25 protein-coding genes are annotated in these 24,034 nt (G+C 64.7%); 8 read left to right on the top strand and 17 right to left on the bottom strand.

Annotation, left to right across the window (positions count from 1 at the left end; genetic code table 11):
• The 12 genes from AC3WN8_RS09485 to AC3WN8_RS09430 form a co-directional block, all read right to left on the bottom strand.
• Entirely contained in the window at nucleotides 1-132 is a 132-nt protein-coding gene (locus tag AC3WN8_RS09485) for a hypothetical protein (RefSeq protein ID WP_492669154.1), read from the bottom strand.
• Nucleotides 133-196: 64 nt separating this feature from the next.
• Nucleotides 197-1,627 carry a 3-isopropylmalate dehydratase large subunit gene (leuC, locus tag AC3WN8_RS09480; protein ID WP_492669153.1) on the bottom strand — a complete coding sequence of 477 codons (1,431 nt, stop codon included), beginning with the start codon at nucleotides 1,625-1,627 and terminating at the stop codon, nucleotides 197-199.
• 63 nt (nucleotides 1,628-1,690) lie between these two features.
• Nucleotides 1,691-2,989, bottom strand: a complete 1,299-nt coding sequence (locus tag AC3WN8_RS09475; RefSeq protein WP_492669152.1) for a serine hydrolase domain-containing protein — start codon at nucleotides 2,987-2,989, stop codon at nucleotides 1,691-1,693.
• A gap of 178 nt (nucleotides 2,990-3,167) precedes the next feature.
• A complete protein-coding gene (locus tag AC3WN8_RS09470; RefSeq protein ID WP_492669151.1) occupies nucleotides 3,168-3,896 on the bottom strand; it encodes a hypothetical protein in 729 nt (242 codons plus the stop codon).
• 30 nt (nucleotides 3,897-3,926) lie between these two features.
• Complete coding sequence (locus AC3WN8_RS09465) at nucleotides 3,927-4,244, bottom strand: DUF6665 family protein (RefSeq protein ID WP_492669150.1); 318 nt, start codon at nucleotides 4,242-4,244, stop codon at nucleotides 3,927-3,929.
• Nucleotides 4,241-4,930, bottom strand: coding sequence for a glutathione S-transferase family protein (locus tag AC3WN8_RS09460; RefSeq protein ID WP_492669149.1), 690 nt, complete (start codon nucleotides 4,928-4,930; stop codon nucleotides 4,241-4,243). Before AC3WN8_RS09460 ends, AC3WN8_RS09465 begins: the two co-directional genes overlap by 4 nt.
• The gene (locus AC3WN8_RS09455; protein ID WP_492669148.1) at nucleotides 4,915-5,895 is read right to left on the bottom strand and encodes an NAD-dependent epimerase/dehydratase family protein; all 981 of its coding nucleotides are present in this window, start codon (nucleotides 5,893-5,895) and stop codon (nucleotides 4,915-4,917) included. Before AC3WN8_RS09455 ends, AC3WN8_RS09460 begins: the two co-directional genes overlap by 16 nt.
• Nucleotides 5,896-5,944: 49 nt before the next feature.
• Nucleotides 5,945-6,580: a 3-oxoacid CoA-transferase subunit B gene (locus AC3WN8_RS09450; protein WP_492669147.1), complete on the bottom strand. Its 636-nt coding sequence runs from the start codon at nucleotides 6,578-6,580 to the stop codon at nucleotides 5,945-5,947.
• A gap of 2 nt (nucleotides 6,581-6,582) precedes the next feature.
• Nucleotides 6,583-7,443, bottom strand: coding sequence for an HAD family acid phosphatase (locus tag AC3WN8_RS09445; protein WP_492669178.1), 861 nt, complete (start codon nucleotides 7,441-7,443; stop codon nucleotides 6,583-6,585).
• 20 nt (nucleotides 7,444-7,463) lie between these two features.
• Complete coding sequence (locus tag AC3WN8_RS09440; RefSeq protein WP_492669146.1) at nucleotides 7,464-8,171, bottom strand: CoA transferase subunit A; 708 nt, start codon at nucleotides 8,169-8,171, stop codon at nucleotides 7,464-7,466.
• Nucleotides 8,172-8,355: 184 nt separating this feature from the next.
• On the bottom strand, nucleotides 8,356-9,096 hold the full coding sequence (locus AC3WN8_RS09435) for a glutathione S-transferase family protein (RefSeq protein ID WP_492669145.1): 741 nt from the start codon (nucleotides 9,094-9,096) through the stop codon (nucleotides 8,356-8,358).
• Nucleotides 9,097-9,098: 2 nt separating this feature from the next.
• Nucleotides 9,099-10,013 carry an SMP-30/gluconolactonase/LRE family protein gene (locus tag AC3WN8_RS09430; protein WP_492669144.1) on the bottom strand — a complete coding sequence of 305 codons (915 nt, stop codon included), beginning with the start codon at nucleotides 10,011-10,013 and terminating at the stop codon, nucleotides 9,099-9,101.
• 107 nt (nucleotides 10,014-10,120) lie between these two features.
• Between AC3WN8_RS09430 and AC3WN8_RS09425 the strand changes: the two genes are divergently transcribed.
• Nucleotides 10,121-11,794: a thiamine pyrophosphate-binding protein gene (locus tag AC3WN8_RS09425; protein ID WP_492669143.1), complete on the top strand. Its 1,674-nt coding sequence runs from the start codon at nucleotides 10,121-10,123 to the stop codon at nucleotides 11,792-11,794.
• Between the two features lie 63 nt (nucleotides 11,795-11,857).
• On the opposite strand, the gene AC3WN8_RS09420 is transcribed toward AC3WN8_RS09425, so the two are convergent.
• Nucleotides 11,858-12,040, bottom strand: a complete 183-nt coding sequence (locus AC3WN8_RS09420) for a CsbD family protein (RefSeq protein ID WP_492669142.1) — start codon at nucleotides 12,038-12,040, stop codon at nucleotides 11,858-11,860.
• A gap of 199 nt (nucleotides 12,041-12,239) precedes the next feature.
• On the opposite strand from AC3WN8_RS09420, the gene AC3WN8_RS09415 reads away from it, so the two are divergent.
• Nucleotides 12,240-13,949, top strand: coding sequence for a GGDEF domain-containing protein (locus tag AC3WN8_RS09415; protein ID WP_492669141.1), 1,710 nt, complete (start codon nucleotides 12,240-12,242; stop codon nucleotides 13,947-13,949).
• Between the two features lie 63 nt (nucleotides 13,950-14,012).
• Here the strand turns inward: AC3WN8_RS09415 and AC3WN8_RS09410 are convergent, their stop codons facing one another.
• From AC3WN8_RS09410 to thiS, 4 genes are all read right to left on the bottom strand, one after another.
• Nucleotides 14,013-16,496 (bottom strand): TonB-dependent receptor, encoded by a 2,484-nt coding sequence (locus tag AC3WN8_RS09410; protein WP_492669140.1) that lies wholly within the window; start codon nucleotides 16,494-16,496, stop codon nucleotides 14,013-14,015.
• A 116-nt stretch (nucleotides 16,497-16,612) separates the two neighbouring features.
• On the bottom strand, nucleotides 16,613-17,560 hold the full coding sequence (locus AC3WN8_RS09405) for a FecR family protein (RefSeq protein ID WP_492669139.1): 948 nt from the start codon (nucleotides 17,558-17,560) through the stop codon (nucleotides 16,613-16,615).
• A complete protein-coding gene (locus tag AC3WN8_RS09400; RefSeq protein ID WP_492669138.1) occupies nucleotides 17,557-18,177 on the bottom strand; it encodes an RNA polymerase sigma factor in 621 nt (206 codons plus the stop codon). The genes AC3WN8_RS09405 and AC3WN8_RS09400 overlap by 4 nt, the downstream gene beginning before the upstream one ends.
• Before the next feature lie 157 nt (nucleotides 18,178-18,334).
• A complete protein-coding gene (gene thiS, locus AC3WN8_RS09395; protein WP_492669137.1) occupies nucleotides 18,335-19,336 on the bottom strand; it encodes a sulfur carrier protein ThiS in 1,002 nt (333 codons plus the stop codon).
• Nucleotides 19,337-19,394: 58 nt separating this feature from the next.
• On the opposite strand from thiS, the gene AC3WN8_RS09390 reads away from it, so the two are divergent.
• From AC3WN8_RS09390 to AC3WN8_RS09365, 6 genes are all read left to right on the top strand, one after another.
• Nucleotides 19,395-20,342 carry a DUF481 domain-containing protein gene (locus AC3WN8_RS09390; RefSeq protein WP_492669136.1) on the top strand — a complete coding sequence of 316 codons (948 nt, stop codon included), beginning with the start codon at nucleotides 19,395-19,397 and terminating at the stop codon, nucleotides 20,340-20,342.
• A 14-nt stretch (nucleotides 20,343-20,356) separates the two neighbouring features.
• Nucleotides 20,357-20,797, top strand: coding sequence for a type II 3-dehydroquinate dehydratase (gene aroQ / locus AC3WN8_RS09385; protein ID WP_492669135.1), 441 nt, complete (start codon nucleotides 20,357-20,359; stop codon nucleotides 20,795-20,797).
• Nucleotides 20,798-20,835: 38 nt separating this feature from the next.
• The gene (gene accB, locus AC3WN8_RS09380; protein ID WP_492669134.1) at nucleotides 20,836-21,300 is read left to right on the top strand and encodes an acetyl-CoA carboxylase biotin carboxyl carrier protein; all 465 of its coding nucleotides are present in this window, start codon (nucleotides 20,836-20,838) and stop codon (nucleotides 21,298-21,300) included.
• A 9-nt stretch (nucleotides 21,301-21,309) separates the two neighbouring features.
• Nucleotides 21,310-22,674 carry an acetyl-CoA carboxylase biotin carboxylase subunit gene (gene accC / locus AC3WN8_RS09375; protein WP_492669133.1) on the top strand — a complete coding sequence of 455 codons (1,365 nt, stop codon included), beginning with the start codon at nucleotides 21,310-21,312 and terminating at the stop codon, nucleotides 22,672-22,674.
• Nucleotides 22,675-22,855: 181 nt separating this feature from the next.
• Entirely contained in the window at nucleotides 22,856-23,200 is a 345-nt protein-coding gene (gene arsC, locus AC3WN8_RS09370) for an arsenate reductase (glutaredoxin) (RefSeq protein WP_492669132.1), read from the top strand.
• A 74-nt stretch (nucleotides 23,201-23,274) separates the two neighbouring features.
• Nucleotides 23,275-24,027, top strand: a complete 753-nt coding sequence (locus AC3WN8_RS09365; RefSeq protein ID WP_492669131.1) for a ParA family protein — start codon at nucleotides 23,275-23,277, stop codon at nucleotides 24,025-24,027.
• Nucleotides 24,028-24,034 lie beyond the last annotated feature (7 nt).

Genomic DNA, 24,034 nt, shown 5'->3' with positions numbered 1-24,034 from the left:
TCAGTTCGGTGTCCCGGGAACGGCGGATGCCTTCTCGATCGGCTTGCGCGGTTCGGTCTTCGCCATGGCGGCATAAGCGGCGATGCCGCTGAGCAGCGCACCGCCGAACAACAAGATCATAACGCGCTTCATCATCCGTCCCCTGTTCGACGGGCTTCGGCATGCCGCCTCCGCCCGTTCAGATGCCATATCGGCGTCAGCCCATCAACTCGCGCACATCGGTCAGACGACCCGTGACCGCCGCTGCCGCCGCCATTGCGGGCGAAACCAGATGCGTCCGCGCGCCCGGCCCCTGCCGCCCCATGAAGTTGCGGTTTGAGGTCGAGGCGCAACGCTCGCCGGCCGGCACCTTGTCCGGATTCATGCCGAGGCACGCCGAACAGCCCGGCTCGCGCCATTCGAAACCCGCTTCCTTGAAGACGCGATCGAGTCCTTCACGTTCGGCCTGGCGCTTGACCAGCCCCGATCCCGGGACGACCAGCGCCTGCTTGATGCCCGACGCGATATGCCGGCCGCGCACGATGGCGGCGGCCGCACGCAGATCCTCGATCCGGCTGTTGGTGCAGCTGCCGATGAAGATATTCTCCACCGTGACGTCCTGCATCCGCTGACCCGCGGACAGGCCCATATAGTCGAGCGACTTCTGCGCCGCCTCGCGCTTGGATGCATCCGCGAAGCTCTCTGGATCGGGAACGATGCCGGTCACCGCCACGACGTCCTCCGGGCTGGTCCCCCAGGTGACGTTCGGTGCGATCTCCGCCGCGTCCAGGATCACGACATGATCGTAGCGCGCGCCTTCATCGGTCGGCAGCGTCTTCCACCAGGCGATCGCAGCATCCCAGTCCGCGCCCTTGGGAGCCATCGGCCGGCCCTTGAGATAGGCGAAGGTCTTGTCGTCGGGCGCGATCAGGCCCGAACGTGCGCCATGCTCGATCGCCATGTTGGAGATGCTCAGGCGCCCCTCGATCGACATGTCGCGGATCACCGAGCCGGTATATTCGACGACATAGCCCGTTCCGCCCGCCGCCCCGACCCGGCCGACGATCGCCAGGATCACGTCCTTCGGGCTCACACCGAAACCGAGCGTGCCGTCGACACGGATTTCCATCGATTTCGATCGTTTCAGCAGCAATGTCTGCGTCGCGAGCACATGCTCGACCTCGCTGGTGCCGATGCCGAAGGCCAGCGCGCCCAGCGCACCGTGCGCCGCAGTATGGCTGTCGCCGCAGACGAGCGTGCAGCCCGGCAGGGTAAAGCCCTGTTCCGGCCCGACGACATGGACGATGCCCTGCTCCGCCGCGACCGCGTCGATATAGGGCACGCCGAATTCGGCGGTGTTGCGTTCCAGCGCAGCCAGCTGCCCCGCGGATTCCGTGTCGGCGATCGGCAGCCGCTTGCCCGCGGCATCGAGCCGCGCGGTGGTCGGCAGATTATGATCGGGCACCGCAAGCGTGAGATCGGGCCGGCGCACCGGGCGACCAGCGACGCGAAGCCCCTCGAACGCCTGCGGGCTCGTCACCTCATGGACGAGATGCCGGTCGATATAGATGAGGCAGGTGCCATCATCGCGGCGCTCCACGACATGGGCATCCCAGATCTTTTCATAGAGAGTGCGAGCTTGGGTCATACGCCAGGCCATAGCGCCGTTCGCCGCGAGGGCAAATGGCCAATGCACAGGATCATCGGCGGGTCATCGGCCCCCGCCGGTCCGCCCCGATGCCGTCGAAGCGACGGTGACGGCCGCTCGGGCCGGCTCGTCGCCCAGCTTCATCCATTCGTGCCGCGGCAGGCCATAGAGCATGTCGAGCATTTCGAGTTGCAGGCCGACCGGCTTGCTGCTGTGCGAATTCCACAGCATCGCGATCCCGGTGCGCTCGACGGGATCGAACAGGATCAGCGAGCGATATCCGTCGACCGCGCCACGATGGCCGACCTGGCGGTGGCCGGCATAGGCGAAATCGCGCCAGCCCAGGCCATAGGCATGGGCGTCGAGCGCACGATCGGCCTCACCGCGCGGCCCATGCGGCGGCGTCGCGACCAAAGGCGCGTGAATCTCGTCGAGCAGCGCCACGGGCAGCACGGCGGCGGCACCGCCCATCTGCGCGCGCATCCATTTGGCAAGATCGAAGATCGATGAATTGACCCCGCCCGCCGCCGGAATCCGGTAATAGGCGTCCTTGGTCTGGAGCATCTGTCCGCGGCTGCGGTGCGGGCGTGCCCAGCTTGCCGCGCCCTCGAGCCCGGCCCGCCCGACACTGGCATTGGTCATGCCGAGCGGCAGGAACAATTTCTCACGCACGACATCGCCATAAGGCCGGCCGGTGACGCGCTGAACGACCTCGCTCGCGGTGTCGAAGGCGACATTCTGATAGGTGTAGCATTGGCCGGGCGCACAGAAAGCCGGCAGGTTGGCAAGCGACGCGCGGATCAGCGCGGGGTCCTGCCCCTCTTCAAGCTTTTCGTCATAGGCATTGCGGACGACACCGGTGCGTTGCGACAGCACGTCGCGCACCGTTACCCGATCCTCGCTGCCGCCGGGCAGGCGCAGCGTGGTGCGGAACTGGGAGATCGGCGTATCGAGCGACAAGCGCCCTTCGCGCGCCAGTTCGGCCACCAGCGTGCCGGCGACTCCCTTGGACAGCGAAGCCCAGCGGAACACCGTGGTCGGAGTCACCGGATCGGCGGTGCCGGCCTGGGTAACGCCATAGCCCTTCACGAAGCGGATCTGGCCATTCTCGACGATCGCCACCGCCAGCCCGACCATGTCCTTGTCGCCGGCCAGGCGAGTCAGCCGTTCGTCGAGACGGCGATAATCGATGCGCTGGGGCCCCGAGATGACCGCGGCAGCGGGCGCGAGCGCCGATGTGTATGAAAAGGACGCCGGAACCGCATCCGCACCGTCCGCCGCGCTGGTCGGCCCGGCATTGACGAAGCTGTATGCCGCGCCGCACGCGACAGCGGCGATCACGAGCGGCAATCCGTATCTCACGCGGCGCCCCCCGGCGGCCTTCCTATCATTCAAGCGACACCCTGGCCCTTTGCGGCTCTATCAGAAGCTTGAATCCTAAGCGCTTATCCACAGACTTGCCAAGCGCAACATAAGACCATCCGACCCGCCCATGCTGCGTTTCACCGCGCATTCGACTCGGTTCGGCGCTTTATGCGCGTCAAGTTGCGAAAGCGGACGCCCAGCGGACGAAATCCATCCAGGGCTGCGTCGTCCAGATCATCGGCCGGGCGATCATGACCGTCACGACGATCAGGCTGCCCCAGAGCGTCGCCGGGTGGATACGACCGCGCGTTTTCCAGTCCCAGACGAACAGCGGCAGCAGGAACAGGATCGGCAGGAACACGCCGATCGTGGGTATCGGAAACGGCATTCGCCCCATCGAGGGCTGCAGCATGTTGACCATGGCGATCAGCATCAGCCTTTTGTGCACCTGCGGATTGCCGCGCTTGACGAGCGCGGTGATGATCAATCCACCAAAGACCGGCACGTCCATCAGCGGCATCGCCGCCCAGGACAGCGGATCGATCCCCGGCGGCGCCGTCGGTCGGCCGACGCCCGCCAGCCCCACCCAGATGCCCAGCGGGATCATCAACGCGACCAGGCCCATGCCGAGCATGCCGAGCCGCCGATGGATATCGACGCGCCCCGCCGCGACCAGCGAGGTCTGGACCATGAACAGCATCACCCAGGCCGAAAAGACCAGGCCATGGACGTGCACCAGCGGCGTCATCGGCGGGAAGGGGAAATAGGGCGTGGCGATGCCGCGAAGATAATAGCTCGGCATGAAGCCGATAAAGGTCGAGACCAGCACGATCGCGGCCATGATCGTGAAGAAACGTCGCTCCGCGGCCATTCCCCCGCGCGGCTTGCCGGCCATCGTCGCCATGTCGCTCTCCCCCCGGATTGCGTGGCGATGCTATAGGGTGCTCCGTCGCGGTGCAATGCCGAGCCGCGCGACCACTTCCCCGGGAACCTCCAGATCCGCGATCACCGCAGCGGGATTGGCGAAGCCGCACAGTTCGCGCTGGACCATGAAATTCCATACCTTGCTTGCGGCATGGTCGAGGGCGGCCTCGCGCTCGCTTGCTTCTCCATCGAATTCGGCAAGCGCCCGCAACGCCTCCTGGGCGGCACGGCCGGCACGGCCGAGCGCCTCGACCTTCTCGTTGAGCAATTCGGCTTCAAGCGCGCCGAGCGCGGCATCCCCCAGCGATTTGCGGCCGGGCACGATCATGCCTGCGCCCGATGATCCGCAACGATCGCGCCGCAGGCGGCCAGTTCTGCCTCATGACCTTCCTCACGCCAGCCTTCGGCAAGCGCCTGCGTTTCCCAATCCTGCATGGCGGGCAGAGCGATGATATGATCGACCCAGGCACGGCCCGCCGCCCCGACGTCAAGGCCATAGGTCCGCACGCGATAGGCGACCGGCGCAAAAAAGGCATCGACCGCGGTGAAGGCGTCGCCGGCAAGCCAAGGCCCGCCGAAACGCTCCAGCCCCTCCGCCCACAGTTCCGCGACCCTTGCGACGTTGCGCGTGAGTGCGGCACTTATCGGCTTGGGAATCACACGGACGCCGACATTCATCGTGCAGTCGTTGCGCAGTGCGCCGAATCCGCCATGCATCTCCGCCGTGGCGCACATCGCCCAGGCGCGCGCGGCCTCGTCGGCGGGCCAGACGCCGTCATGCCGCTCGGCCAGGTAGAGCGCGATGCCGAACGAATCCCAGATCGTGCGGTCACCGTCGATCAGCACGGGCACTTGCCCGGTCGGTGAGAAAAGCCGGAATTCCTCGTAATTGTCGGGCTTGGTGAAGGGTTCGATCCGATCCTCGAACGCGAGGCCGAGCATGCGCATCAGCAGCCAGGGCCTGAGCGACCAGCTCGAATAATTGCGGTTCGCGGTGATCAGCGTGTAGCGCATGCCGGCTCCTTCGGGGACAGATAGTCGGGATCGTGAGCGAAGGGTAGCGGTGCTCCGTCCGCCAGCGCGGCCAGGATCGCGGCGAAGTCGGTCCGGCAGCGGAAGCCCAGCAGCCGTTCCGCCTTCTCCGCCGCGTAGACGCGATCGATATGCGCCGGCAGCATCCAGCCGCGCGCGGCGTAAAGCCCGGCCGCCTCGGGGAAATAACGCGCAACGACCGAGGGCGCGTCGGCGATCAGCGCGGCGCAGTCGCTGTGACGGAAAGGCGTCGGCGCCGCCACAATGAAACTCTCGAAGCCCAGCGACGGTGCCCGGTCTAGCGCCGCGACATGCGCCTCGGCGGCATCCTCGACGGTCAGCCGGCGATTGAGGAATTCGTTCGCCTTGGTGTTGGGGCCGTTCTCCGCGATCTCATGCGCCATATCGTCGTCTTCGGGAAAGAAGCGGCCGGTGCGCAGCACGACGATATTCAGCCCATGCTCCAGATGATGGAGGCGGCAGAGATGCTCGGCGGACAGCTTGGTGACGCCATAGATGTTGCGCGGCAGCAGCGGCGCCGTCTCCTCGGTCAGCCACGCCGCTTCGCGCGCGCCGCCGCCCCTGCCCGCCCGGATCGAGGCCGAGATCATCAGCGAGGTGGTGGCGGTGAAGACGAAACGATCATTGCCCGCCGCGACCGCGGCCTCGAGCAGGTTGAGCGTGCCGGTCACATTGACGTCGACAAAGGCCTGGGCGGGATAGCGGACGATATCGGGCTTGTGCAGCGCGCCGCCATGGATCACCGCCTCGATGCCATGATCGGCAAAGGCACGGTCGACGGTCGCGCGGTCCGCGACCGAGCCGATAATGTCGGTATCCGCGCCGGGCGCGACGTCCAGGCCGGTCACCCGATGCCCCGCCGCACGCAGCCGGGGCGCGAGGAAGCGGCCGAGCCAGCCCGACGATCCGGTCAGGAGAATACGCATGGCGCTCTCCTAACCGTATCACCGCCCAGGCGGAACCCGGCGCGCTCTTTTACTGCACGTAGTTTGCGGTGGTCTTCGCGGCCACTTCCTCGGCGGTCACGCCAGGCGCCAGTTCGATCAGCTTGAACGGGCTATCATGATCGGGGCGCTGGAACACCGCCAGATCGGTGACGATCATGTCGACGACATTCTTGCCGGTCAGCGGCAGCGTGCATTCCGGGATGAACTTGGGATCGCCCGCCTTGGAATTATGCTCCATCACGACGATGATCTTCTTGACGCCCGCGACCAGATCCATCGCGCCGCCCATGCCCTTGATCATCTTGCCCGGGATCATCCAGTTGGCGATGTCGCCGGTCTGGGAGATCTCCATCGCACCGAGCACGGTCAGGTCGATATGGCCGCCGCGGATCATCGCAAAACTGTCCGAAGACGAGAAATAGACCGACGATGGCAGTTCGCTGATCGTCTGCTTGCCGGCATTGATCAGGTCGGGATCGACTTCGTCGTCAAAGGGGAACGGCCCGATGCCGAGCATGCCGTTCTCCGACTGCAGCGTCACTTCCACGCCATCGGGGATGTGGTTCGCGACCAGGGTCGGGATGCCGATGCCGAGATTGACATAATAGCCGTCCTTCAGCTCCTTCGCGGCGCGCGCGGCCATTTCGTCACGGGTCCAGGCCATTCTCACTTCTCCTTTTCGGCGGGATCGACCCACCTCTTGTCCGCAGGGAATATGTCGTCGAAGCCGCCCTTCAGGCCGCTTCCGTAAACGGGATTGGGCAAGGCGAACCAGCCCGCACCCCACATTTGCGCCATGCGTCCGCGCGTCGCCGCCAGCCGGCGGTCGGACACGGACTTGATCGCGTTGAACAGGTCCGAAAAGTCGCCAAGCTGGTCGCCGCCCAGCGCGATCACGCAGTAGCGCGCGGCGATCGTCCGGCGACGAGCATCCTTGCGCGATCCGGTCGCATCGTCGCCCGACAGGAACAGGGTCTCGCCATGAACGGCGTTCCCCAGTCCAGCCGCCTTGATCGCCGCCACCGTACCCGCGGCGTTGGCCGCGGCACGATTGGTGTTGAAGATCACGGCAACGCCCTGCGCCCGCAGCGCATCGACCGTGAAGACCGCACCGGGAACGGGCGCGACCGATCCGGCGCCCGTCTTCTCCCAACGATCCCACATAGCGCTGTCGAAAGCACCGCCACCGCGCCGGGCGTCCTTTTCCTCGAAGCCGAGATTGAGCACCAAAGTCTCATCGACATCGAACACCGCAGCCAGCGGCTTGTCGCCGCACGGCACGAAGGCCGGCGCATCGAGCGTCGTGTCGTCGGCCAGCACCACGCTGTCCTTCGGCCGCGCCTTCACTTGCACGGCGACATGGTCGAGCAATGCCCGGAACGCCTGTATCGACAGCGCGCCCGCCTCGCCCGAGCCGTAGAGATACTGGAATCCCGAACCAGGCGTCGACGGTGCTGCCACAACCGGCGCCGCGGGCGGCGCGCCAGCCGTCGCGCAGCCGCCAAGCACGGCCACGGACAACAGCATCGCCGCTGCCGGCGCCCGGGTCACGCCGCTTCGCGCTCGCGAACCGTGCGGAACTCGATCTTCTTGTCGTAGGGCGCGCCAACGATCAGGCGCTTCACATAGATGCCCGGCAAATGGATGCTGTCGGGATCGAGGCTGCCAACGGGCACGACTTCCTCGACTTCGGCGACGCAGATCTTGCCCGCGGTCGCCATCGGCTGGTTGAAGTTGCGTGCGGTCTTGCGGAAGATCAGATTGCCCGCTTCATCGGCCTTCCAGCCCTTGATGATCGACAGGTCCGCGCGAATGCCGCGCTCGAGCACATAATCCTCGCCGTCGAAAGTCTTCACTTCCTTGCCCTCGGCGACGAGCGTGCCGACGCCGGTCTTGGTGTAGAAGCCGGGAATGCCCGCCCCGCCCGCGCGACAGCGTTCGGCGAGCGTGCCCTGAGGGCAGAATTCCACTTCGAGCTCGCCCGACAGATATTGCCGTTCGAATTCCTTGTTCTCGCCGACATAGGACGCGATCATCTTCTTGACCTGGCGGCTGCGCAGCAGCTTGCCGAGGCCCTCATTGTCGATGCCCGCATTATTCGAGGCGATGGTGAGATCCTTGACGCCCGATGTCTGGATCGCGTCGATCAGCCGTTCCGGGATACCGCAAAGGCCAAAGCCGCCAGCGCACAAGGTCATGCCATCGAATAACAGGCCGTCGAGCGCCGCAACGGCGTCGGGATAGAGCTTCTTCATGTGCGCCTCTCCAGAGATTTTTCCCTGACGACCGCCATAGGCGGGCCGCCGGGGACCGGTCAATTGGACGGCTGTGCAACCACGATTGCAGAAAACGCAATCGTAAACGGCCGACTCAGAGCCTGCCTGGAAATGTGCGGAAGAGCACATTTCCAGAGCCGCAGGCGCATTTCCAAACAGACTCTCAGATCGGCATGATCCCCGGCCTCGGCCGGTCGCCACCGTGGCTTTCCTTTGCGATCCGCACACCCAGTTCCGCCAGCGTCGTACGCTGCTCCGAAGGGCGGGTCCGAAGCAGCGCGTCCTCGACAGGGCGCAGCGCCTGAAAGGCCGGCAAGGCGGCCGTCCTGTCGACGAGCGCGGCGAGCAGCGGCCAGCGCGCCGCGTCGTGCGTCCAGCCCGCAAGTTCGGCGTTGCGGAAAAAAGCGGCCAAGCTGATTTCCGCGACGCCCGGCCGATCCCCGAACAGCCAGCCGGCCGCCGGCATCAGCGGTTCAAGATAGTCGAGCGCCGCCGGCAGGTCGGTCTCGATCGTTCGCGCCACCAGCGCCTCGTCGGTGGGCTCGCGGAAAACGAAGGGTTTGACGCGCTTCTGGAAAAAGAGCCGCCAGATCATCAGGTCGCCCAGCCGGCTGTCCGCGAATTCCTCGATCCAGCGCGCCCGCGCGCGATCGGCCGGATCGGCGGGTTTGAGCGGATGGCCCGGATAGGCATCGTCGAGATATTCGCAGATCACCGTCGAATCGCAGAGCGTGAGATCGCCATCGATCATCACGGGGATGCGCCGCAGCGGGCTGATCTCACCGAAACGGTCATTGCCGAAAAAGGGGACGATCGGGTCGATCTCGTAATCGACGCCCTTCAGCGCCAACGCCACCAGCACCTTGCGCACATAGGGGGATACGTGATTACCGATGATGAGCATGGTCAGTCCTGGAAATTGAGCTTCAGACCGGGGCGCGGCCAGTCGATTGCGGCCAGCCGGCCGGTCGCCGACAGGCAGATATAGGCGGTGCGCAGATCGGGGCCACCCCAGCAGATATTGGTGGTGAAGGGATCGTCGGTCGGCACGAAATCGACCAGTTCCCCCGATGGCGAGACGATGGTGATGCCGCTCATACCGATCGTCGCGACACAGATATTGCCGCCCGCCTCGACGCCCAGGCTGTCGAAATAGGTGTAGCCGGCGGGCGAATGGAGGAAATGCCCGCCGCCGCCCGAAAGCCCCGGCGCCTTCGCGATCCGGCCGGGCGCCGTCACCGCGAACGCCCAGAGTTTGCAGGTATAGGTTTCGGCGACATAGAGCATCGCGCCATCGGGTGAGAGGCCGATACCGTTGGGGTTCTCCAGCGGGAAGATCACCTCCTCCAGATGGCTGCCGTCCGAGCGCGCATAGAAGACGCCGGTGACATCGCGCGCACGTTCGCCGGTCTTGCCGTGATCGGTGAACCAGAAACCGCCTGACGCATCGAAGACGATATCGTTGGGCCCGCGCAAGGCGCAGCCGAAATCGCCGTCGCGATAGAGCGTCTCGACCGCGCCCGTCTCCAGATCGATCCGCTCGATCCGCCCGCCTTCATAGTCGGGCGGCGTGCCGTGGGGCATCAGCAGACCATCGGCCTCGATCCAGCCGAAGCCGCCATTGTTGCAGCAATAAAGCTTGCCGTCCGGCCCCATCGCCAGTCCGTTCGGTCCACCGCCCGGCTCCGCGACAATGCGCTTGCCGCCATCCGGCATGATCCGCGTGATCCGCCCTGCCGCTATTTCGACCAGCACGATACTGCCGTCGGGCAGTGCCACCGGCCCCTCGGGAAAACGCAATCCGTCCGCGACGATCCGCATGATTCCTCCCTCTCTGCGGCGACACTCTGGACCCCGTCCGCGCCACCGGTCCAGACTCATTTCATCGGGGCTGGACCAAAGGCGCGACCGGGCTACACATGCATGGCATGACGACTCTCAGAACCGGCGGCCGCATCCTGGTCGATCAGCTCGTGGCCCAGGGCTGCGATCGTATCTTCACCGTTCCAGGCGAAAGTTTCCTGGCCGTGCTCGACGCGCTGCACGATACGCCGGAGATCGAGACGGTGGTCTGCCGGCAGGAAGGCGGCGTCACCTTCATGGCCGAAGCCGATGGTGCGCTCTGCAAGCGGCCGGGCATCGCCTTCGTCACGCGTGGCCCCGGCGCCACCAACGCCTCGATCGGCGTCCATGTCGCGATGCAGGATTCGACGCCGATGATCATGTTCATCGGCGACGTCTCACGCGGCGACCGCGATCGCGAGGCGTTTCAGGAAGTCGATTTCACCGCGATGTTCTCGCCGCTCGCCAAATGGGCGACGCGGATCGACGACGCGCGGCGCATCCCAGAATATGTCGCGCGCGCTTATGCGGTGGCGATGTCGGGCCGCCCCGGCCCCGTCGTGATCGCATTGCCCGAGGATATGCTGACCGACATCGTCGAGGCGGTGGACCGGCCGCGCGTGGTGGCACCAGCCCAGCCCGCCGATCCCGAGGCGATGATGGCGCTGGTCGATCTGCTGAAGGATAGCTGTTCGCCCGTCGCGATCGTCGGCGGCGCGGGCTGGGACGAGGGCGCCTCGCATTATTTCCGGCAATGGGCCGAACGCATCGGCCTGCCCGTCGCCTGCGCCTTTCGCCGGCAGGATGCGATTCCCAACGAAAGCAGCGTCTGGGCGGGCAATCTCGGTTACGGCCCCAATCCCAAATTGCTTCAGCGGATCAGGGAAGCCGATCTGCTGATCGTCGTCGGTCCACGCCTGGGTGAGGCGACGACCGATGGCTATACGCTGATCACCCCCGACCATCCCGGCCAGACCCTGGTCCATGTCCATCCCGACCCCAACGAGCTCAACAGCGTCTACAAGACCTGCCTGCCGATCTGCGCGGACATGCGCGAATTCGCCGAATTGGCCGCGCAATGGGAAGACGATCTGCTCGACTTCGACGCCGGCAAACAGGCGCATGCCGAATGGCTCGCATGGTCGGAACCCCAACCCAATGGCGCGACGGTCGACCTGGGCCTGTGCGCGAAGACGATGCGCGAAACGCTGCCGGGCGATTCGATCATCTGCAACGGCGCGGGCAATTTTTCGGGCTGGTGGCATCGATACTGGCGCTATGCCGGCCCGGTCTGCCAACTTGCGCCGACCGCCGGCGCGATGGGCTACGGCCTGCCCGCGGGCGTCGCCGCGGCGCTGCGCCACCGCGACCGCCAGGTGATCGTGCTCGCAGGCGATGGCGATTTCCTGATGAACGGCCAGGAACTGTCGACGGCAGTCCGCTATGGGTGCGACATGCTGGTGCTGGTGATCGACAATGGCGCCTATGGCACGATCCGCATGCACCAGGAGCGCGAATATCCCGATCGCATCTCGGGCACGCAATTGGTCAATCCCGACTTCGCCGCGTTCGCCCGGGCATTCGGAGCATGGGCCGAAACCGTCGAGAAGACCGAGGATTTCGCCCCCGCGCTCGACCGTGCCCGTGCGCTCAAGGGCGTTCGCCTGCTCCACCTGAAAACCGACGTCCACCATATCGGCGCGGGCGGCAACACGATCGAGAAGGTCCAGACCGCAGGCCGCAACGCGCGCGGCGAATAAGGGAAAGGCCCCGCCCCATGACAGGACGGGGCCTCCCGCGACCCTCTTCGGGCTTTCCTGATCCTAGATATCGTCGCCGAGCGCGCCCTTTACCTTGCCGATGAACTGCTGGCCCTTGCCCTTGCCTTCCTGGCGCGCGCCTTCCTCGACCAGACGCTCGTCGCCCTTGTTGCGGCCGATCGCCTGCTTCGCCTTGCCGGCGGCTTCGTTGGCATTGCCTTTGATCTTGTCTACCAATTCACCCATGTCGAATTCCTTCGGTTGGCGGCGGAAATGACGCCGCGGATGGTCCGAACCCATCAATCTCCGCCGGCGCCAGCATGTTCCCCGCGATGCGACGAAACGCCGCATTGATCGGCAGAGTCGCTGCCGATTAACCGACACGAAGGTTTTTCGCGCTACGACCGACCACAAGGAGCGGCTGTGGGGGCCATGAAGAATGGGGATGTCCGGAATCCTGCTGCGCGCGATCATTGCGCTGGCGAGCATGTTGCTCGTCCCGCATGTCGCCTGCGCGGCGGACCGGGACGTCATCGCAAGCCGCCCGGTCTGCGTACTCCCCGCCGATACGCCCACCCAGGCCCTCTTCTCAGCGTCCTCCAGGCCGCATTGCGGCGCCTATGGCAGGATCCGCGTCGATTCACCGCGCTGGCGCGTCATTTCCGGCCTGTCGCTCGCCGCGACGCCGGATGACCCCTGGCTCGTACGCTGGCAGAATTTCTTCGCCGATCGCGTGACGATCGTCGCGCATTATGCCGATGGCAGCATCGCCTCGGCCGCAGTGGATGACGGCGATGTCGGCCGGCACATCTCGATCAATGCGATGGTCGGCCTTGCCCTTCCCGCCCGCGCCGCGCCGATCACCGATATCGCCATCCGCGTCGACGGCGGCCGCATCAATCGCGACCAGGCCGATTCCTTCTCGATGGCGCGGCAAAGTCAGACGATCCGCGCCGGCAAGGTCGACCTGCTTCTCTGGGGCCTGTTCGCCGGAATCGCGCTGGCGATGCTCGCTTACAACCTCATGCTGTGGACGGTGCTCCGCTTCCGCTTCCTGCTGCTCTACTGCGTTTCGGTCGCGACCATCCTGCTTTACGGCGCCACATGGTCGGGCGGGGTCTTCCTGCTCGACCGCACATTGTCGGGGACCGATGCGGTCCGGATCAATTTCTTCCTGCTGTCATGCCTGGGCGCCGCGGTGCTGTGGTTCGCCACCAGCTTCTTCGAGGACGAGGCCCTGCCGCCGATCGCCCGGCGCATCACGGGGATGGTCGCAGTGATGCTGGTCGGCGCGGGCACGATGTTCGCGCTTGGCCCCGCCAGCCATGTCGCGCTGTTCGACCGGCTCTATTACATCGCCTTTGCCATCGCGATCCCGATCGTCCCCTGGCTCTGCGCCCTTGCCTGGCGGCGCGGCAGCGCAGTGGCCTGGGTGTTCGCCGCTGCCTGGAGCGTACCGATCGCCGCGGCGCTGCTGAGACTGCTCAACGGCTTCGATCTGATCCCGACCAGTGTCTCGCTGGGCAACAGCACCTTCTATTCGATGTGCTTCGAATCGCTCATCAGCACATTGGGCATCGCCTATCGCATCCGCCATATCCAGCGTGAGCGCGATGCCGCCAATGCCGAACGCAGCGACCTCAGGCGACTGGCGGACACCGATCCCCTGACCGGACTGCTCAATCGGCGCGCCTTTCTCGACGGTGCGATCGAAGCGAGCAACGGCAAACCCTATCGCCTGGCCTTGCTCGACATCGATCATTTCAAGCGCGTCAACGACCATCACGGCCATCTGACCGGCGACGCCGTGCTCCAGGATTTCGCGCTGCTGCTCGCCGCGCTTGCGCCCGCCGGCGCACGCGTCGGCCGGCTGGGCGGCGAGGAATTCGCGGTGCTGATGGCAGCCACCGGCCGGCCGTCCGATTTCGCCGCCGATTTCCTGACCGCGCTGCGCACGCTGGATTGCGCGGCGGGCCTGCGCATCACCGCCTCGATCGGCGTGGCGGATGCGACCCTGGTCAAGGCCGAGGACTGGACGGCACTCTACAAGGCAGCGGACACCGCATTGTACGAGGCCAAGGCCGCAGGCCGCAATCGCGCGCGTATCCATGGCCGCGCGCCCGACAGCCGCCGCATGGCGACCGCGGCGGCGTAAGTCCGGACCAGGTCGTGAACCAGCGAGCGGAACGCCGCACCATCAAATGCCGGGACTAAACGCCTAGAACTTTGCTTCGAGCGCGAGGCCAACGGTTCGGGGCTGCAGCACTTTGGCGTCTCGCTGGCCGGGCATGTTGGTTGGAACCAGATAGGCGCGCTTGTCCGTCAGGTTCCGGGCAAAAAAGCGCAGGCTCCAGCGGTCGTTCGAAATACCCCCGTGAAGGTCGAGGGCCGTATAGGCCGCAAGCTCGCCAAAGCTTGATCCTCCGGCGGGGAAGCCCACCTGGCGTTTGCCCATGTTGCGGATCCCGCCACCGACTTGTCCCGTCCATCCGCCCCCGAGTTCGAACTGCCAGTCAGCCGTCGCAGCACTGCTCCAGCGAGGCGTATAGGCGAGCTGGTCCCCGGGCATCCCGCCCACGGATGGGATAGCATCGATCAACTCAGCGTCGGTGTAGGCGGTGTTGAAGCCGAGCTGGAGATTGCGCACCGGCTGGACGGCAGCGCTGAATTCAACCCCTTGGCTGCGCGCCTTTCCGCCATTGACCTGGTAGCTGATGCCGTTCTTGAAGCCGTAGGCCTGGATATCTTCCCAGTCCACGCGAAAGACGGCAACGTCGAGCATGACGCGGCGATCCAGGAACTCCGACTTCAGCCCAATTTCGTAGTTCACGATGCGATCGGAATCGACTTGCGGCGGTATGCCGGGTTGCGCGAAGTTTGGGCCGCCCGGCCGATAGCCGCTCGCGATCCGCGCATAGACCATAGTGTCTTCGGTGACGTGCCAGCGCGGCGCGATCGAGTAGGTGAAGACATCCTCTTTCGAGCCGGAGACTTCATGTCCGGCAAGCCCGAACAAGATGTACCCCGGCCCACCGGCGTCTTTCCTGAAATCCTGCTTGTTGCTGGAATATCGTCCGCCAAGGCTGATGTCGAAGGCGTCGGTGAGTTTGTAGGTCACGTTGGCGAAGACAGCCGTCTCACGATACCGGGTTGGGAACTCAGCCTGACCGAACGGATTGAACGGGCCAGGAATCAAGACCTTGTTACTGTCGTAAGCGTCGAGGCGCTGGAGCATGAAGGCGTCTTCATCGGTATAATAGCCGCCGATCAACCAGTCCAAACGCCCTCCGTCGGGCGACGACAAGCGAAATTCCTGTGTCAGCTTGTTGACCTTCGACCGGAAATAGGACGCCATGAGTCCGGCCGGGACAATGACCCCGCCGCTATACTCCGGGAGCGCAGCGCTGACGATCGGATAGAGGCCGCCGTTGAAGAGGCTGCTGTCGGATGTATCCTGGGTGGTCGTGCTGGCGTAGCTCGTCGCAGAGACGAAATCGGCCCAACCGAGCGACCAGTTGAGGCTTCCGGTATAATAGCGCATTCGGGCACTGAAGCGCTGATCAAGCGCATGCGAACTCGTCAGATCGCCATATATCGGCGTGTGGGAATCCGGGAGCAGTGAGACGACGGCGACGCCGTCGGCGTCGATGTTCTGGCCCATGGCCGAAAGCCTGATGGTCAGGTCGTCCGTCGCTTTCCAGAGCAAGGCGATCCGTGCGCCCTTTTGTTCAACTGCGTTCTCGTCCTTTTCCCCCGTCAATCCGTTGTCGATGAACCCCGGGGTGAATTGGGTAAAGAAGCTGGCTGTTACGGCGAGTTCACCCTCTACGATCGGCAGATTGACGCTGCCGCGCAGGCCCCAGCCCGGATCAGCAGCGCCCTCGATTGTCGAGATCTCCGCGCCCATGCGTGCGGAAACCCCATTGAGATCGGGAGTCCGCGTAACGTATTTGAGCAACCCGCCCATGGCGTTGGCGCCGTATAAAGTGCCCTGCGGTCCCCGCAGCACTTCTACTCGCTCGATGTCATAGGGCATCAAATCGAGCGAGAATTGGTTGGCGCCGACCCAGCCCGCGCTCGATCCCAGCGGCGAGTCATCGATGTAGGTCGCAACCATGGCGGTGGAATTTATTGGCGAGAGACCGCGGATGGTGATCTGTGTCTGCCCAGGCGTCCCGCCGGTATCGACGATGAGGCCAGGGACATAGGCCGCGTAATCGACCAACTGCGTTGCGCCCAACTGTTCAAGGCGGCGCCCGCTGACTGCACTGATCGCCGCCGGAACGTCCTGGATTTTTTCGACACGTTTCTGGGCCGTGACGATGATGTCCTCGTTCATGTCCCGAGCCGCGTCCTTTTCCAGCGCAGCGGCCTGGGTCGGTACGGTTTCGGCGACATATGCCGATGGGCCGCCCACAGCCGAAGCGACGATTGTATAGGTTTGTGCGCCTGTCCTTCGAGCCGTCAGCCCGGTGCCCCTCAGCAGTGCGTCCAATGCTTGCTCTACGGTCATGTTGCCGCGAATGGCATTTGTCCGCTTGCCGGCGGTGATGCGACGGGCGGCGATGATCTGAATGTCAGCCTGTCGACCAAGAGCGCTGATCGCGGACTGAGCAGACTGAGCAGGAACTTCGTAATTCTTGGCCTGGGCTGCGGCAGGTGCTGCCACCGTCACTGCGCAGATGATCGCTGCAGAGGCCATCAAGGTGTTTCCATTCAATGCTCGCATTATTCTTCCCCCCTATTTTTCGGCGCGATGTCCTTGTGTGGGGGAGAGACGTGGCCAGCGAAAAACCTTCCGTCAGGCCTTCGCAGGCGTTACCTGCGCGGCCGACCAATGCGAATTCTGTCGGAATCTGACAGATCAATTTCGACCTGCAGGCTGTTCTTGATCGCGACGGCAAACCCCTCGGGGTCGTCGGTGCGGAACAAGCCGTCGAACTGCTCGTGACCGAGCGTGGGATCGGCCAGATAGATTTTGCGCTGATTGTGTCGGTTGAATTCGGCAATGGCCTCGGTCAGCGAATTGCCCGCCAGATCGATCTTTCCCGCGCGCCACGCGAGCGTTCGATCCACCGAAGACGGCTCCAGCGGTTCCTGACGAATGGCTGCGTTTTCGCCAACGAATGCGCGCCGGCCGGCGACGAGCCTTATACGATTTCCCTCGGCTCCGTCGGCCCAGGCTTCGACCACACCCTCGCTGACCAATATGTCGGCGCCATCGTCGCGCCGCCGTACCGAGAAAGCAGTGCCGACCGCCTGGACCCTGACCCTGCCTGCCTCAACCAGGAACGGCCGTTTCGGATCCTTGGCCACCTGGAACCAGGCCTCTCCTCGATCGAGCCGAACTTCTCGCCGCGCTTCGGCCATTACAACTTCAATCCGACTGGCCGTATTGATCGCGGCCACCGAGCCATCGGCCAGCGGTACCCGGCGTATCTCACCCACCTCGGTCGTATAGCTGGCCGATCTGAACCACAGCAAGCCAGCGGCCAGCGAAGCCGCGATCGATGCGCCACCCATCGCCAGTGCATTACGCCGGCTGAACCGGAGACGTGGTATCGATGGCTCGCTCGCAGCCGCCGAAGGCGGATCAAGCGTCAACCATGCCGCCTCCGCCTGAAGCAGGGCACCCCGACGCCGCGGATCCCCAGCCAGCCAGGCCTGCAGCGCCTCCTCGTCGGCGTCGCTCCAGGCGCCTGCGTCCATTCGCGCGAGCCAAGTCGTCGCCTCGTCACTCAAATGGGATGGATCCTGCCTGATCATTGAACTTGCCTGCTGCTCGTTTCAAAGGCGCGCATGCGATCGTCGGCGGCCCGGTCCGCATCGCTCCAGGCGCGCTGGATGGCCTTCATCCCCACCCATACCTGCTTTTCGACCGCTTTTTCGGTCGTGCCCAAATGGGCAGCAATCTCTTTTTGCGACCAGCCCTGGATCTTGCGCAACGTGACGATGGTCCGACAGCGCTCCGGAAGCGTGCTCATGAAGTCGAGCATCTTCGCATAGTCCAGCCGTGCGGCCGCTTGCTGCTCTGGAGAGGGATGAAGATCATCGTTGAAGGCATCGATCTCGGCGATGGCATCGATGGGGACCACTCGCTCCCGCTTTAGGCGGCGGAGCAGCAAGTTGCGTGCGATGGAAAAGAAATAGGCGTCGGGCCGGTCGATATGGTCGATGGAATCAAGCATCGAGAGGCGACAATATGCGTCCTGAATCACTTCATCGACGTCCTGTGGCGAAACGCGCGCCCGGCGCAGCCACGCGCGAACCGCAGCCTCATGGGGGATGACCTCCGCCGCCACCCATGACGCGATGCGCCGCCGCTGCTCCAGATTTTCCTGCGTCGTTCCGATGCCGCTGCCTCCCAATGACCCGATGACCATTGACGTCATTCATAGAGACGCAAAGGCAGAAAATCCTTCCGCCACAGCAAAAGTCCACGGAAAGCTGGGCCCGCGACGAGCTTGGGGCGATCGCGGGCACCCGCTGGATGACCAATCCTGGGTGGCCAGAGATGGTCCGGCTTACGCGTCTACCGCGTCAGATCAGTCCGGCCAGGGGGCTGGACGGATCGGCATACATGCGCCGCCCCATCCGCCCGGCACGGTAGGACAGTCGCCCGGCCTCGACCGCCGCCTTCATCGCGGCGGCCATCATCAACGGGTCCTTCGCCTCGGCGATGGCGGTATTCATCAGCACGCCGTCGCAGCCCAGTTCCATCGCGATCGCCGCATCGGACGCGCTGCCGACGCCGGCATCGACCAGGACGGGCACTTTGGCGCCCTCGACGATCAGCCGGATCGTCACGCGGTTCTGGATGCCGAGGCCCGATCCGATCGGCGCACCAAGCGGCATGACCGCGACCGCGCCGGCATCCTCCAGCCGTTTCGCAGCGATCGGATCGTCGACGCAATAGACCATCGGCTTGAAGCCTTCGTTCGCCAGCACCTCGGTCGCGCGCAGCGTCTCCACCATGTCGGGATACAGCGTCCGCGCTTCGCCCAGAACCTCGAGCTTCACCAGATCCCAGCCCCCGGCCTCGCGCGCCAGCCGGAGCGTGCGGATCGCCTCCTCGCCGGTGAAGCAGCCGGCGGTGTTGGGCAGATAGGTGATCTTCTTGGGATCGATGAAATCGGTCAGCATCGGTGCGTTGGGATCGGAGATGTTGACGCGGCGGACCGCGACCGTGACGATCTCCGCACCCGAAGCCGCAACTGCCGCGGCATTCTGTTCGAGATCCTTGTATTTGCCCGTGCCGACGATCAACCGCGAGCGGAACGTCTTGCCGGCAACGGTCCATGTGTCGCCGTCGGGCGCGGCGTGATCGCCGCCGCCGACGAAATGGACGATCTCGAGCGTGTCGCCATCCTCGACCGGCACCGAATCCAGTGTCGAGCGCGGCACGACCTCCAGATTTCGCTCGACCGCGACCTTTGCCGGATTCAACCCCAGTTCCGCCGCCAGGCCGGAAAGCGTCAGTCCGGCGGCAACGCGGCGAGGCTCGCCATTGACGCGGATCGAAATATTACCGTCTGTGCTCATGAAAAATGCCGCCTGGATTTGCGCGTCGGGAAGGCCGCGCATATAGGAAGGCGCAGCAATGCCTGACAAGCACAAGCCATATATATACGCCGCGATTCTGTGCGGACTGGTCATGGCGGCGCCCGCCAGGGCCGGATTGCCCGACGGCGTCCGCGCCATGATCGAAGCAGCGCGCACCGACGGCAATGCCGAGGCACTCGCCACCGTCATCCGTCTGGCACGGCAGACCAACCCGCAGGACATCGCCGAGATCGAGCTGATCGCCTGGTCCGACGCACGGCTGCTCAGGCCCGCGGCGGAGAGCACAACACTCAGCCTGGCCGCGCCGCAACTCCCGTCCCTGACAATGGCATCCGCCCCACCCGATGCGATCTGGGACGGAGAAGGCGAGCTGGGCGGTTTTCTGACGACGGGCAATTCCGATTCGTTCGGCATCACCGCCGGCATCAAATTGTCGCGCGATTTCGGGCGCTGGAAGCACAGCCTGACCGGACGTGCCGACTATCAGGAAGCGAACCACAAGGTCACCCGCGAATTCTATCAGCTCGGCTACAAGGGCGACCTGAAGCTGAGCAACCGCGCCTATGCCTTCGGCCTGGCACAATTCGAGAGCGATCGACTCGCCGGCTTCGACGAACGCTGGTCGCTGGGTTCTGGCGTCGGCATCCAGCTCGCCAAGAGCGATGCCTTCAGCCTGCGCGTCGAGGGCGGCCCGGCATTCCGCCGCACCGGTTTCACCGACGGCACCGAAGAGATCAATCTGTCCGGACGCGGTGCGCTCGGCATCGACTGGCGCCTGCGCGAAGGTCTGCGCGCGAAGCAGGACGCGTCGATCTACAGCGAGAGCGGCACGACCAGCATCCAATCCACCACCGCGCTCGATGCAAAGCTGATGTCGAAGCTTTCCGCGCGCTTTTCCTATTCGTTGCGCTATGAGAGTCAGCCGCTGCCCGGATCGGTCGGCACCGATACCGTCACGCGCGCCAGTGTCGTCTACGACTTCTGACCCGAAAGGCGCCCATGGCTGACACCTCCACCGTCTTCGTCCTGAACGGCCCCAATCTCAATCTGCTCGGCCTGCGCGAGCCCGAAATCTACGGATCCGACACGCTCGACGATATCGCGGCGATGCTTGAGGACCAGGCACGGGGCCTTGGGCTGGAGATCGAGCTGCGCCAGTCCAATCATGAAGGCCATCTGGTCGACTGGCTGCATGAAGCGAGCGCCAATGGTGCGAAAGGCGTGATCCTGAACGCCGCCGCATTCACTCACACATCGGTCGCGCTTCACGACGCGATCAAGGCGATCTCGATACCGGTGATCGAAGTGCATTTGTCGAATCCGCACAAACGTGAGGAATTCCGCCACAAAAGCTTCATCGCGTCGGCCGCGCGGGGAACGATTGCGGGCTTTGGTGCGCTTTCCTACGCCCTGGCGCTGGACGCCATCGCACGCTTCTGACAAGGAGCGCCGCTTATGTTGGATAAAAAGAGGGTCGCATGACCGATACCACCAACGGGGGCTCGATGCAGGTCGACGCGGGGCTGGTCCGCCAGCTCGCCGAGTTGCTCGATGAAACGAAGCTCACCGAGATTGAAGTCCAGGACGGCGATCGCCGAATCCGCGTTGCGCGCAACGTGACCGTCAGTGCCGCGCCCGCGGTTGCCGTCGGCGCGACCGCCGCCGCGCCGGTTGCAGCGGCGGAGGCGGCACCCGCGGTCGCCGACAATGCCAATGCGATCAGATCGCCGATGGTGGGAACCGCCTATCTCGCCCCTGAACCCAGTGCCGCCAATTTCGTCTCGGTCGGCAGTGCGGTGAAGGCCGGCGACACGCTGCTCATCGTCGAGGCGATGAAAGTGATGAACCCGATCACCGCGCCCGCATCGGGCACGGTGAAGGCGATTCTCGTCGGCAGTGGCCAGCCGGTCGAATTCGACCAGCCGCTGATCGTCGTCGAGTAGATTCAACCCATGGCAATCCAGAAGCTCCTGATCGCCAATCGCGGCGAGATCGCGCTGCGCATCCATCGCGCGGCGCATGAAATGGGGATCAAGACGGTTGCGGTGCATTCGACGGCGGATGCCGATGCGATGCATGTCCGCCTGGCCGACGAAGCGGTCTGTATCGGCCCGCCGCCGGCCGGCGAAAGCTATCTGAACATCCCGAACATCATTTCGGCGGCGGAGATCACGCATGCCGACGCGATCCATCCCGGCTATGGATTCCTGTCGGAGAATGCGCGCTTCGCCGAGATCGTCGAACTCCACAATCTGATCTTCGTCGGACCGAAGCCCGAGCATATCCGGGTGATGGGCGACAAGGTGGAAGCCAAGCGCACCGCAGGCGCGCTCGGTCTGCCGCTCGTGCCCGGTTCGCCCGGGCCGATCGACAATCTGGCCGACGCCAAGGCGATCGCAGCCGAGATCGGCTATCCCGTGCTGATCAAGGCCGCTTCGGGCGGCGGCGGGCGCGGCATGAAGGTCGTGCCCGACGAATCGCAGCTCGAGACCCTGATGGCGCAGGCCGGAAACGAGGCCAAGGCCGCGTTCGGCGACGCGACCGTCTATATGGAGAAATATCTCGGCAATCCGCGCCACATCGAATTCCAGATCTTCGGCGACGGCAACGGCAATGCGATCCATCTCGGCGAGCGCGACTGTTCGTTGCAGCGCCGCCACCAGAAGGTGCTCGAAGAAGCGCCCTCGCCCGTCATCAGCCCCGAAGTCCGCGAGCATATGGGCGGGCTCGTTGCAAAGGCGATGGCCGATATGGGCTATCGCGGCGCCGGCACGATCGAATTCCTCTACGAGGATGGCGAGTTCTACTTCATCGAGATGAACACCCGGCTGCAGGTCGAGCATCCGGTGACCGAGGCGATCACCGGCCTCGACCTCGTCCGCGAGCAGATCCGCATCGCCGAAGGCCATCCGCTGACCTTGCGCCAGGAAGACGTGATCTTCCGCGGCCACGCCATCGAATGCCGCATCAATGCGGAGGATCCCAGGACCTTCGCGCCCTCGCCCGGCCTGGTCAAAAGCTATCACGCGCCCGGCGGCATGAATGTGCGCGTCGATAGCGGGCTCTACGCCGGCTACCGCGTCCCGCCCTATTACGACAGCATGATCGCCAAGCTGATCGTTTACGGCACGACACGCGCCGGCGCGATCCGCCGCCTCCGCCGCGCACTCGAGGAATTCGTCGTCGAGGGAATGAAGACGACGATTCCCCTGCACCAGGCGCTGATCGAGGACCCCGAATTCCAGTCGGGCGACTATACGATCAAATGGCTTGAGGAATGGCTGGCCAAGCAAGATGGTACCCCAACCGCCCCCTGATCGCCGTTCCGACGGGGCCAAGGCCCGCCGGCTGGACGCGCCATATGCCTTGTCGACTACGCTACCCGAAAATAGCCCCTGAAACACGTTCAGGGTGACCGTGTGGCGCCTTGTCCGAAGGGCATAATCGCCTATCTTCTGGGAACGGCCAGCCTGCGCCGGCATGACGAGTGAGAAGCTGATGAAAGCGACCATCTGGCACAATCCGCGTTGCAGTACCTCGCGCAAGACGCTCGAAATCCTTCAGAACACCCCCGGCGTCGATGTCGAGGTGGTGGACTATCTCAAGACCCCGCCGAGCCGCGAGACGCTCGCCGCGCTCTATGCGCGCGCGGGCCTCACCGCACATCAGGGGCTGCGCCGCAAGGAGCCGCTGGCGCGCGATCTCGACCTGGATCATGTCAGCGAAAAGGCTGTGCTCGACGCGATGGTGTCCGATCCGATCCTGATCGAACGGCCGATCGTCGAGACCGAGAAAGGCGTCCGCGTCTGCCGCCCGATCGAGACGGTGAACGAGATCCTCTGAACATCAATTGCGTGCGGCATTGCCAAGCGCAACGAACCTGTCACATTTCTCCCGTCTAGAAAGATGGAGAACGAATGGGGACAGGGCAGAAAATGGCGACGATCGCGGTCTACAGCCTGAAGGGCGGCGTCGGTAAAACCACGCTCGCGGTCAACCTCGCCTGGTCGTCGGCGATCCAATCGGCCCGACGCACATTGCTCTGGGACCTCGATCCGCAAGGCGGCGCGAGCTATCTGATCGGTGACGGCAAAGCGGCGAAGGATCAGGCCCAGGCCGTGTTCGCCAAGGATGTCGAGCCCGAAAAGCTGATCCGCGCCTCCACCGTCGAGCGGCTCGACCTGCTCGCCGCCGACACGTCGCTGCGCGGGCTCGACCGACTATTCTTCACCCTCGACAAGAAGAAGCGGCTGGCAAAGCTGCTCGAATCGCTTGCGAAACGCTATGATCGCATCATCCTCGATTGCCCGCCGGGACTGACCGAGACCAGCGAGCAGGTGATGCGCGCGGCCGATATCATCCTGTCCCCCGTCATCCCGTCACCGCTGTCCGAACGCGCGCTCGACGAGATCGTGTCGTTCCTCGATCGCCAGAGCGGTCGCCATGCGCCGATCCTGCCCGTCTTCTCGATGGTCGATCGCCGGCGGGCGCTGCATCGCGCCGCAATGGAGAAACACGCCGAATGGCCGGTGATCCCGATGGCGAGCGCAGTCGAGCAGATGGCGATCCATCGCGCCGCGATCGGCAGCTTCGTACCCTCTTCACCCGCGGCCCAGGCCTTCGCCACGCTGTGGAAAGGCATTGAGCGCCGGCTGAACAGGCCAAAATGACAGCGAT

Source organism: Sphingobium sp. FW305-3-2-15-F-TSA7 (genome assembly GCF_058787155.1).
Note: the sequence above shows the minus strand (reverse complement) of the source record. Positions and strands in the feature narration are given on the sequence as shown.

Excerpts from the sequence above, each read along its gene's own strand:
- AC3WN8_RS09485 (WP_492669154.1), bottom strand. The coding sequence starts at position 132 with ATGAAGCGCGTTATGATCTTGTTGTTCGGCGGTGCGCTGCTCAGCGGC.
- leuC (WP_492669153.1), bottom strand. The coding sequence starts at position 1,627 with ATGACCCAAGCTCGCACTCTCTATGAAAAGATCTGGGATGCCCATGTC.
- AC3WN8_RS09470 (WP_492669151.1), bottom strand. The coding sequence starts at position 3,896 with ATGGCGACGATGGCCGGCAAGCCGCGCGGGGGAATGGCCGCGGAGCGA.
- AC3WN8_RS09465 (WP_492669150.1), bottom strand. The coding sequence starts at position 4,244 with ATGATCGTGCCCGGCCGCAAATCGCTGGGGGATGCCGCGCTCGGCGCG.
- AC3WN8_RS09460 (WP_492669149.1), bottom strand. The coding sequence starts at position 4,930 with ATGCGCTACACGCTGATCACCGCGAACCGCAATTATTCGAGCTGGTCG.
- AC3WN8_RS09455 (WP_492669148.1), bottom strand. The coding sequence starts at position 5,895 with ATGCGTATTCTCCTGACCGGATCGTCGGGCTGGCTCGGCCGCTTCCTC.
- AC3WN8_RS09450 (WP_492669147.1), bottom strand. The coding sequence starts at position 6,580 with ATGGCCTGGACCCGTGACGAAATGGCCGCGCGCGCCGCGAAGGAGCTG.
- AC3WN8_RS09445 (WP_492669178.1), bottom strand. The coding sequence starts at position 7,443 with ATGCTGTTGTCCGTGGCCGTGCTTGGCGGCTGCGCGACGGCTGGCGCG.
- AC3WN8_RS09440 (WP_492669146.1), bottom strand. The coding sequence starts at position 8,171 with ATGAAGAAGCTCTATCCCGACGCCGTTGCGGCGCTCGACGGCCTGTTA.
- AC3WN8_RS09435 (WP_492669145.1), bottom strand. The coding sequence starts at position 9,096 with ATGCTCATCATCGGTAATCACGTATCCCCCTATGTGCGCAAGGTGCTG.
- AC3WN8_RS09430 (WP_492669144.1), bottom strand. The coding sequence starts at position 10,013 with ATGCGGATCGTCGCGGACGGATTGCGTTTTCCCGAGGGGCCGGTGGCA.
- AC3WN8_RS09425 (WP_492669143.1), top strand. The coding sequence starts at position 10,121 with ATGACGACTCTCAGAACCGGCGGCCGCATCCTGGTCGATCAGCTCGTG.
- AC3WN8_RS09420 (WP_492669142.1), bottom strand. The coding sequence starts at position 12,040 with ATGGGTGAATTGGTAGACAAGATCAAAGGCAATGCCAACGAAGCCGCC.
- AC3WN8_RS09415 (WP_492669141.1), top strand. The coding sequence starts at position 12,240 with ATGTCCGGAATCCTGCTGCGCGCGATCATTGCGCTGGCGAGCATGTTG.
- AC3WN8_RS09410 (WP_492669140.1), bottom strand. The coding sequence starts at position 16,496 with ATGGCCTCTGCAGCGATCATCTGCGCAGTGACGGTGGCAGCACCTGCC.
- AC3WN8_RS09405 (WP_492669139.1), bottom strand. The coding sequence starts at position 17,560 with ATGATCAGGCAGGATCCATCCCATTTGAGTGACGAGGCGACGACTTGG.
- AC3WN8_RS09400 (WP_492669138.1), bottom strand. The coding sequence starts at position 18,177 with ATGGTCATCGGGTCATTGGGAGGCAGCGGCATCGGAACGACGCAGGAA.
- thiS (WP_492669137.1), bottom strand. The coding sequence starts at position 19,336 with ATGAGCACAGACGGTAATATTTCGATCCGCGTCAATGGCGAGCCTCGC.
- AC3WN8_RS09390 (WP_492669136.1), top strand. The coding sequence starts at position 19,395 with ATGCCTGACAAGCACAAGCCATATATATACGCCGCGATTCTGTGCGGA.
- aroQ (WP_492669135.1), top strand. The coding sequence starts at position 20,357 with ATGGCTGACACCTCCACCGTCTTCGTCCTGAACGGCCCCAATCTCAAT.
- accB (WP_492669134.1), top strand. The coding sequence starts at position 20,836 with ATGACCGATACCACCAACGGGGGCTCGATGCAGGTCGACGCGGGGCTG.
- accC (WP_492669133.1), top strand. The coding sequence starts at position 21,310 with ATGGCAATCCAGAAGCTCCTGATCGCCAATCGCGGCGAGATCGCGCTG.
- arsC (WP_492669132.1), top strand. The coding sequence starts at position 22,856 with ATGAAAGCGACCATCTGGCACAATCCGCGTTGCAGTACCTCGCGCAAG.
- AC3WN8_RS09365 (WP_492669131.1), top strand. The coding sequence starts at position 23,275 with ATGGGGACAGGGCAGAAAATGGCGACGATCGCGGTCTACAGCCTGAAG.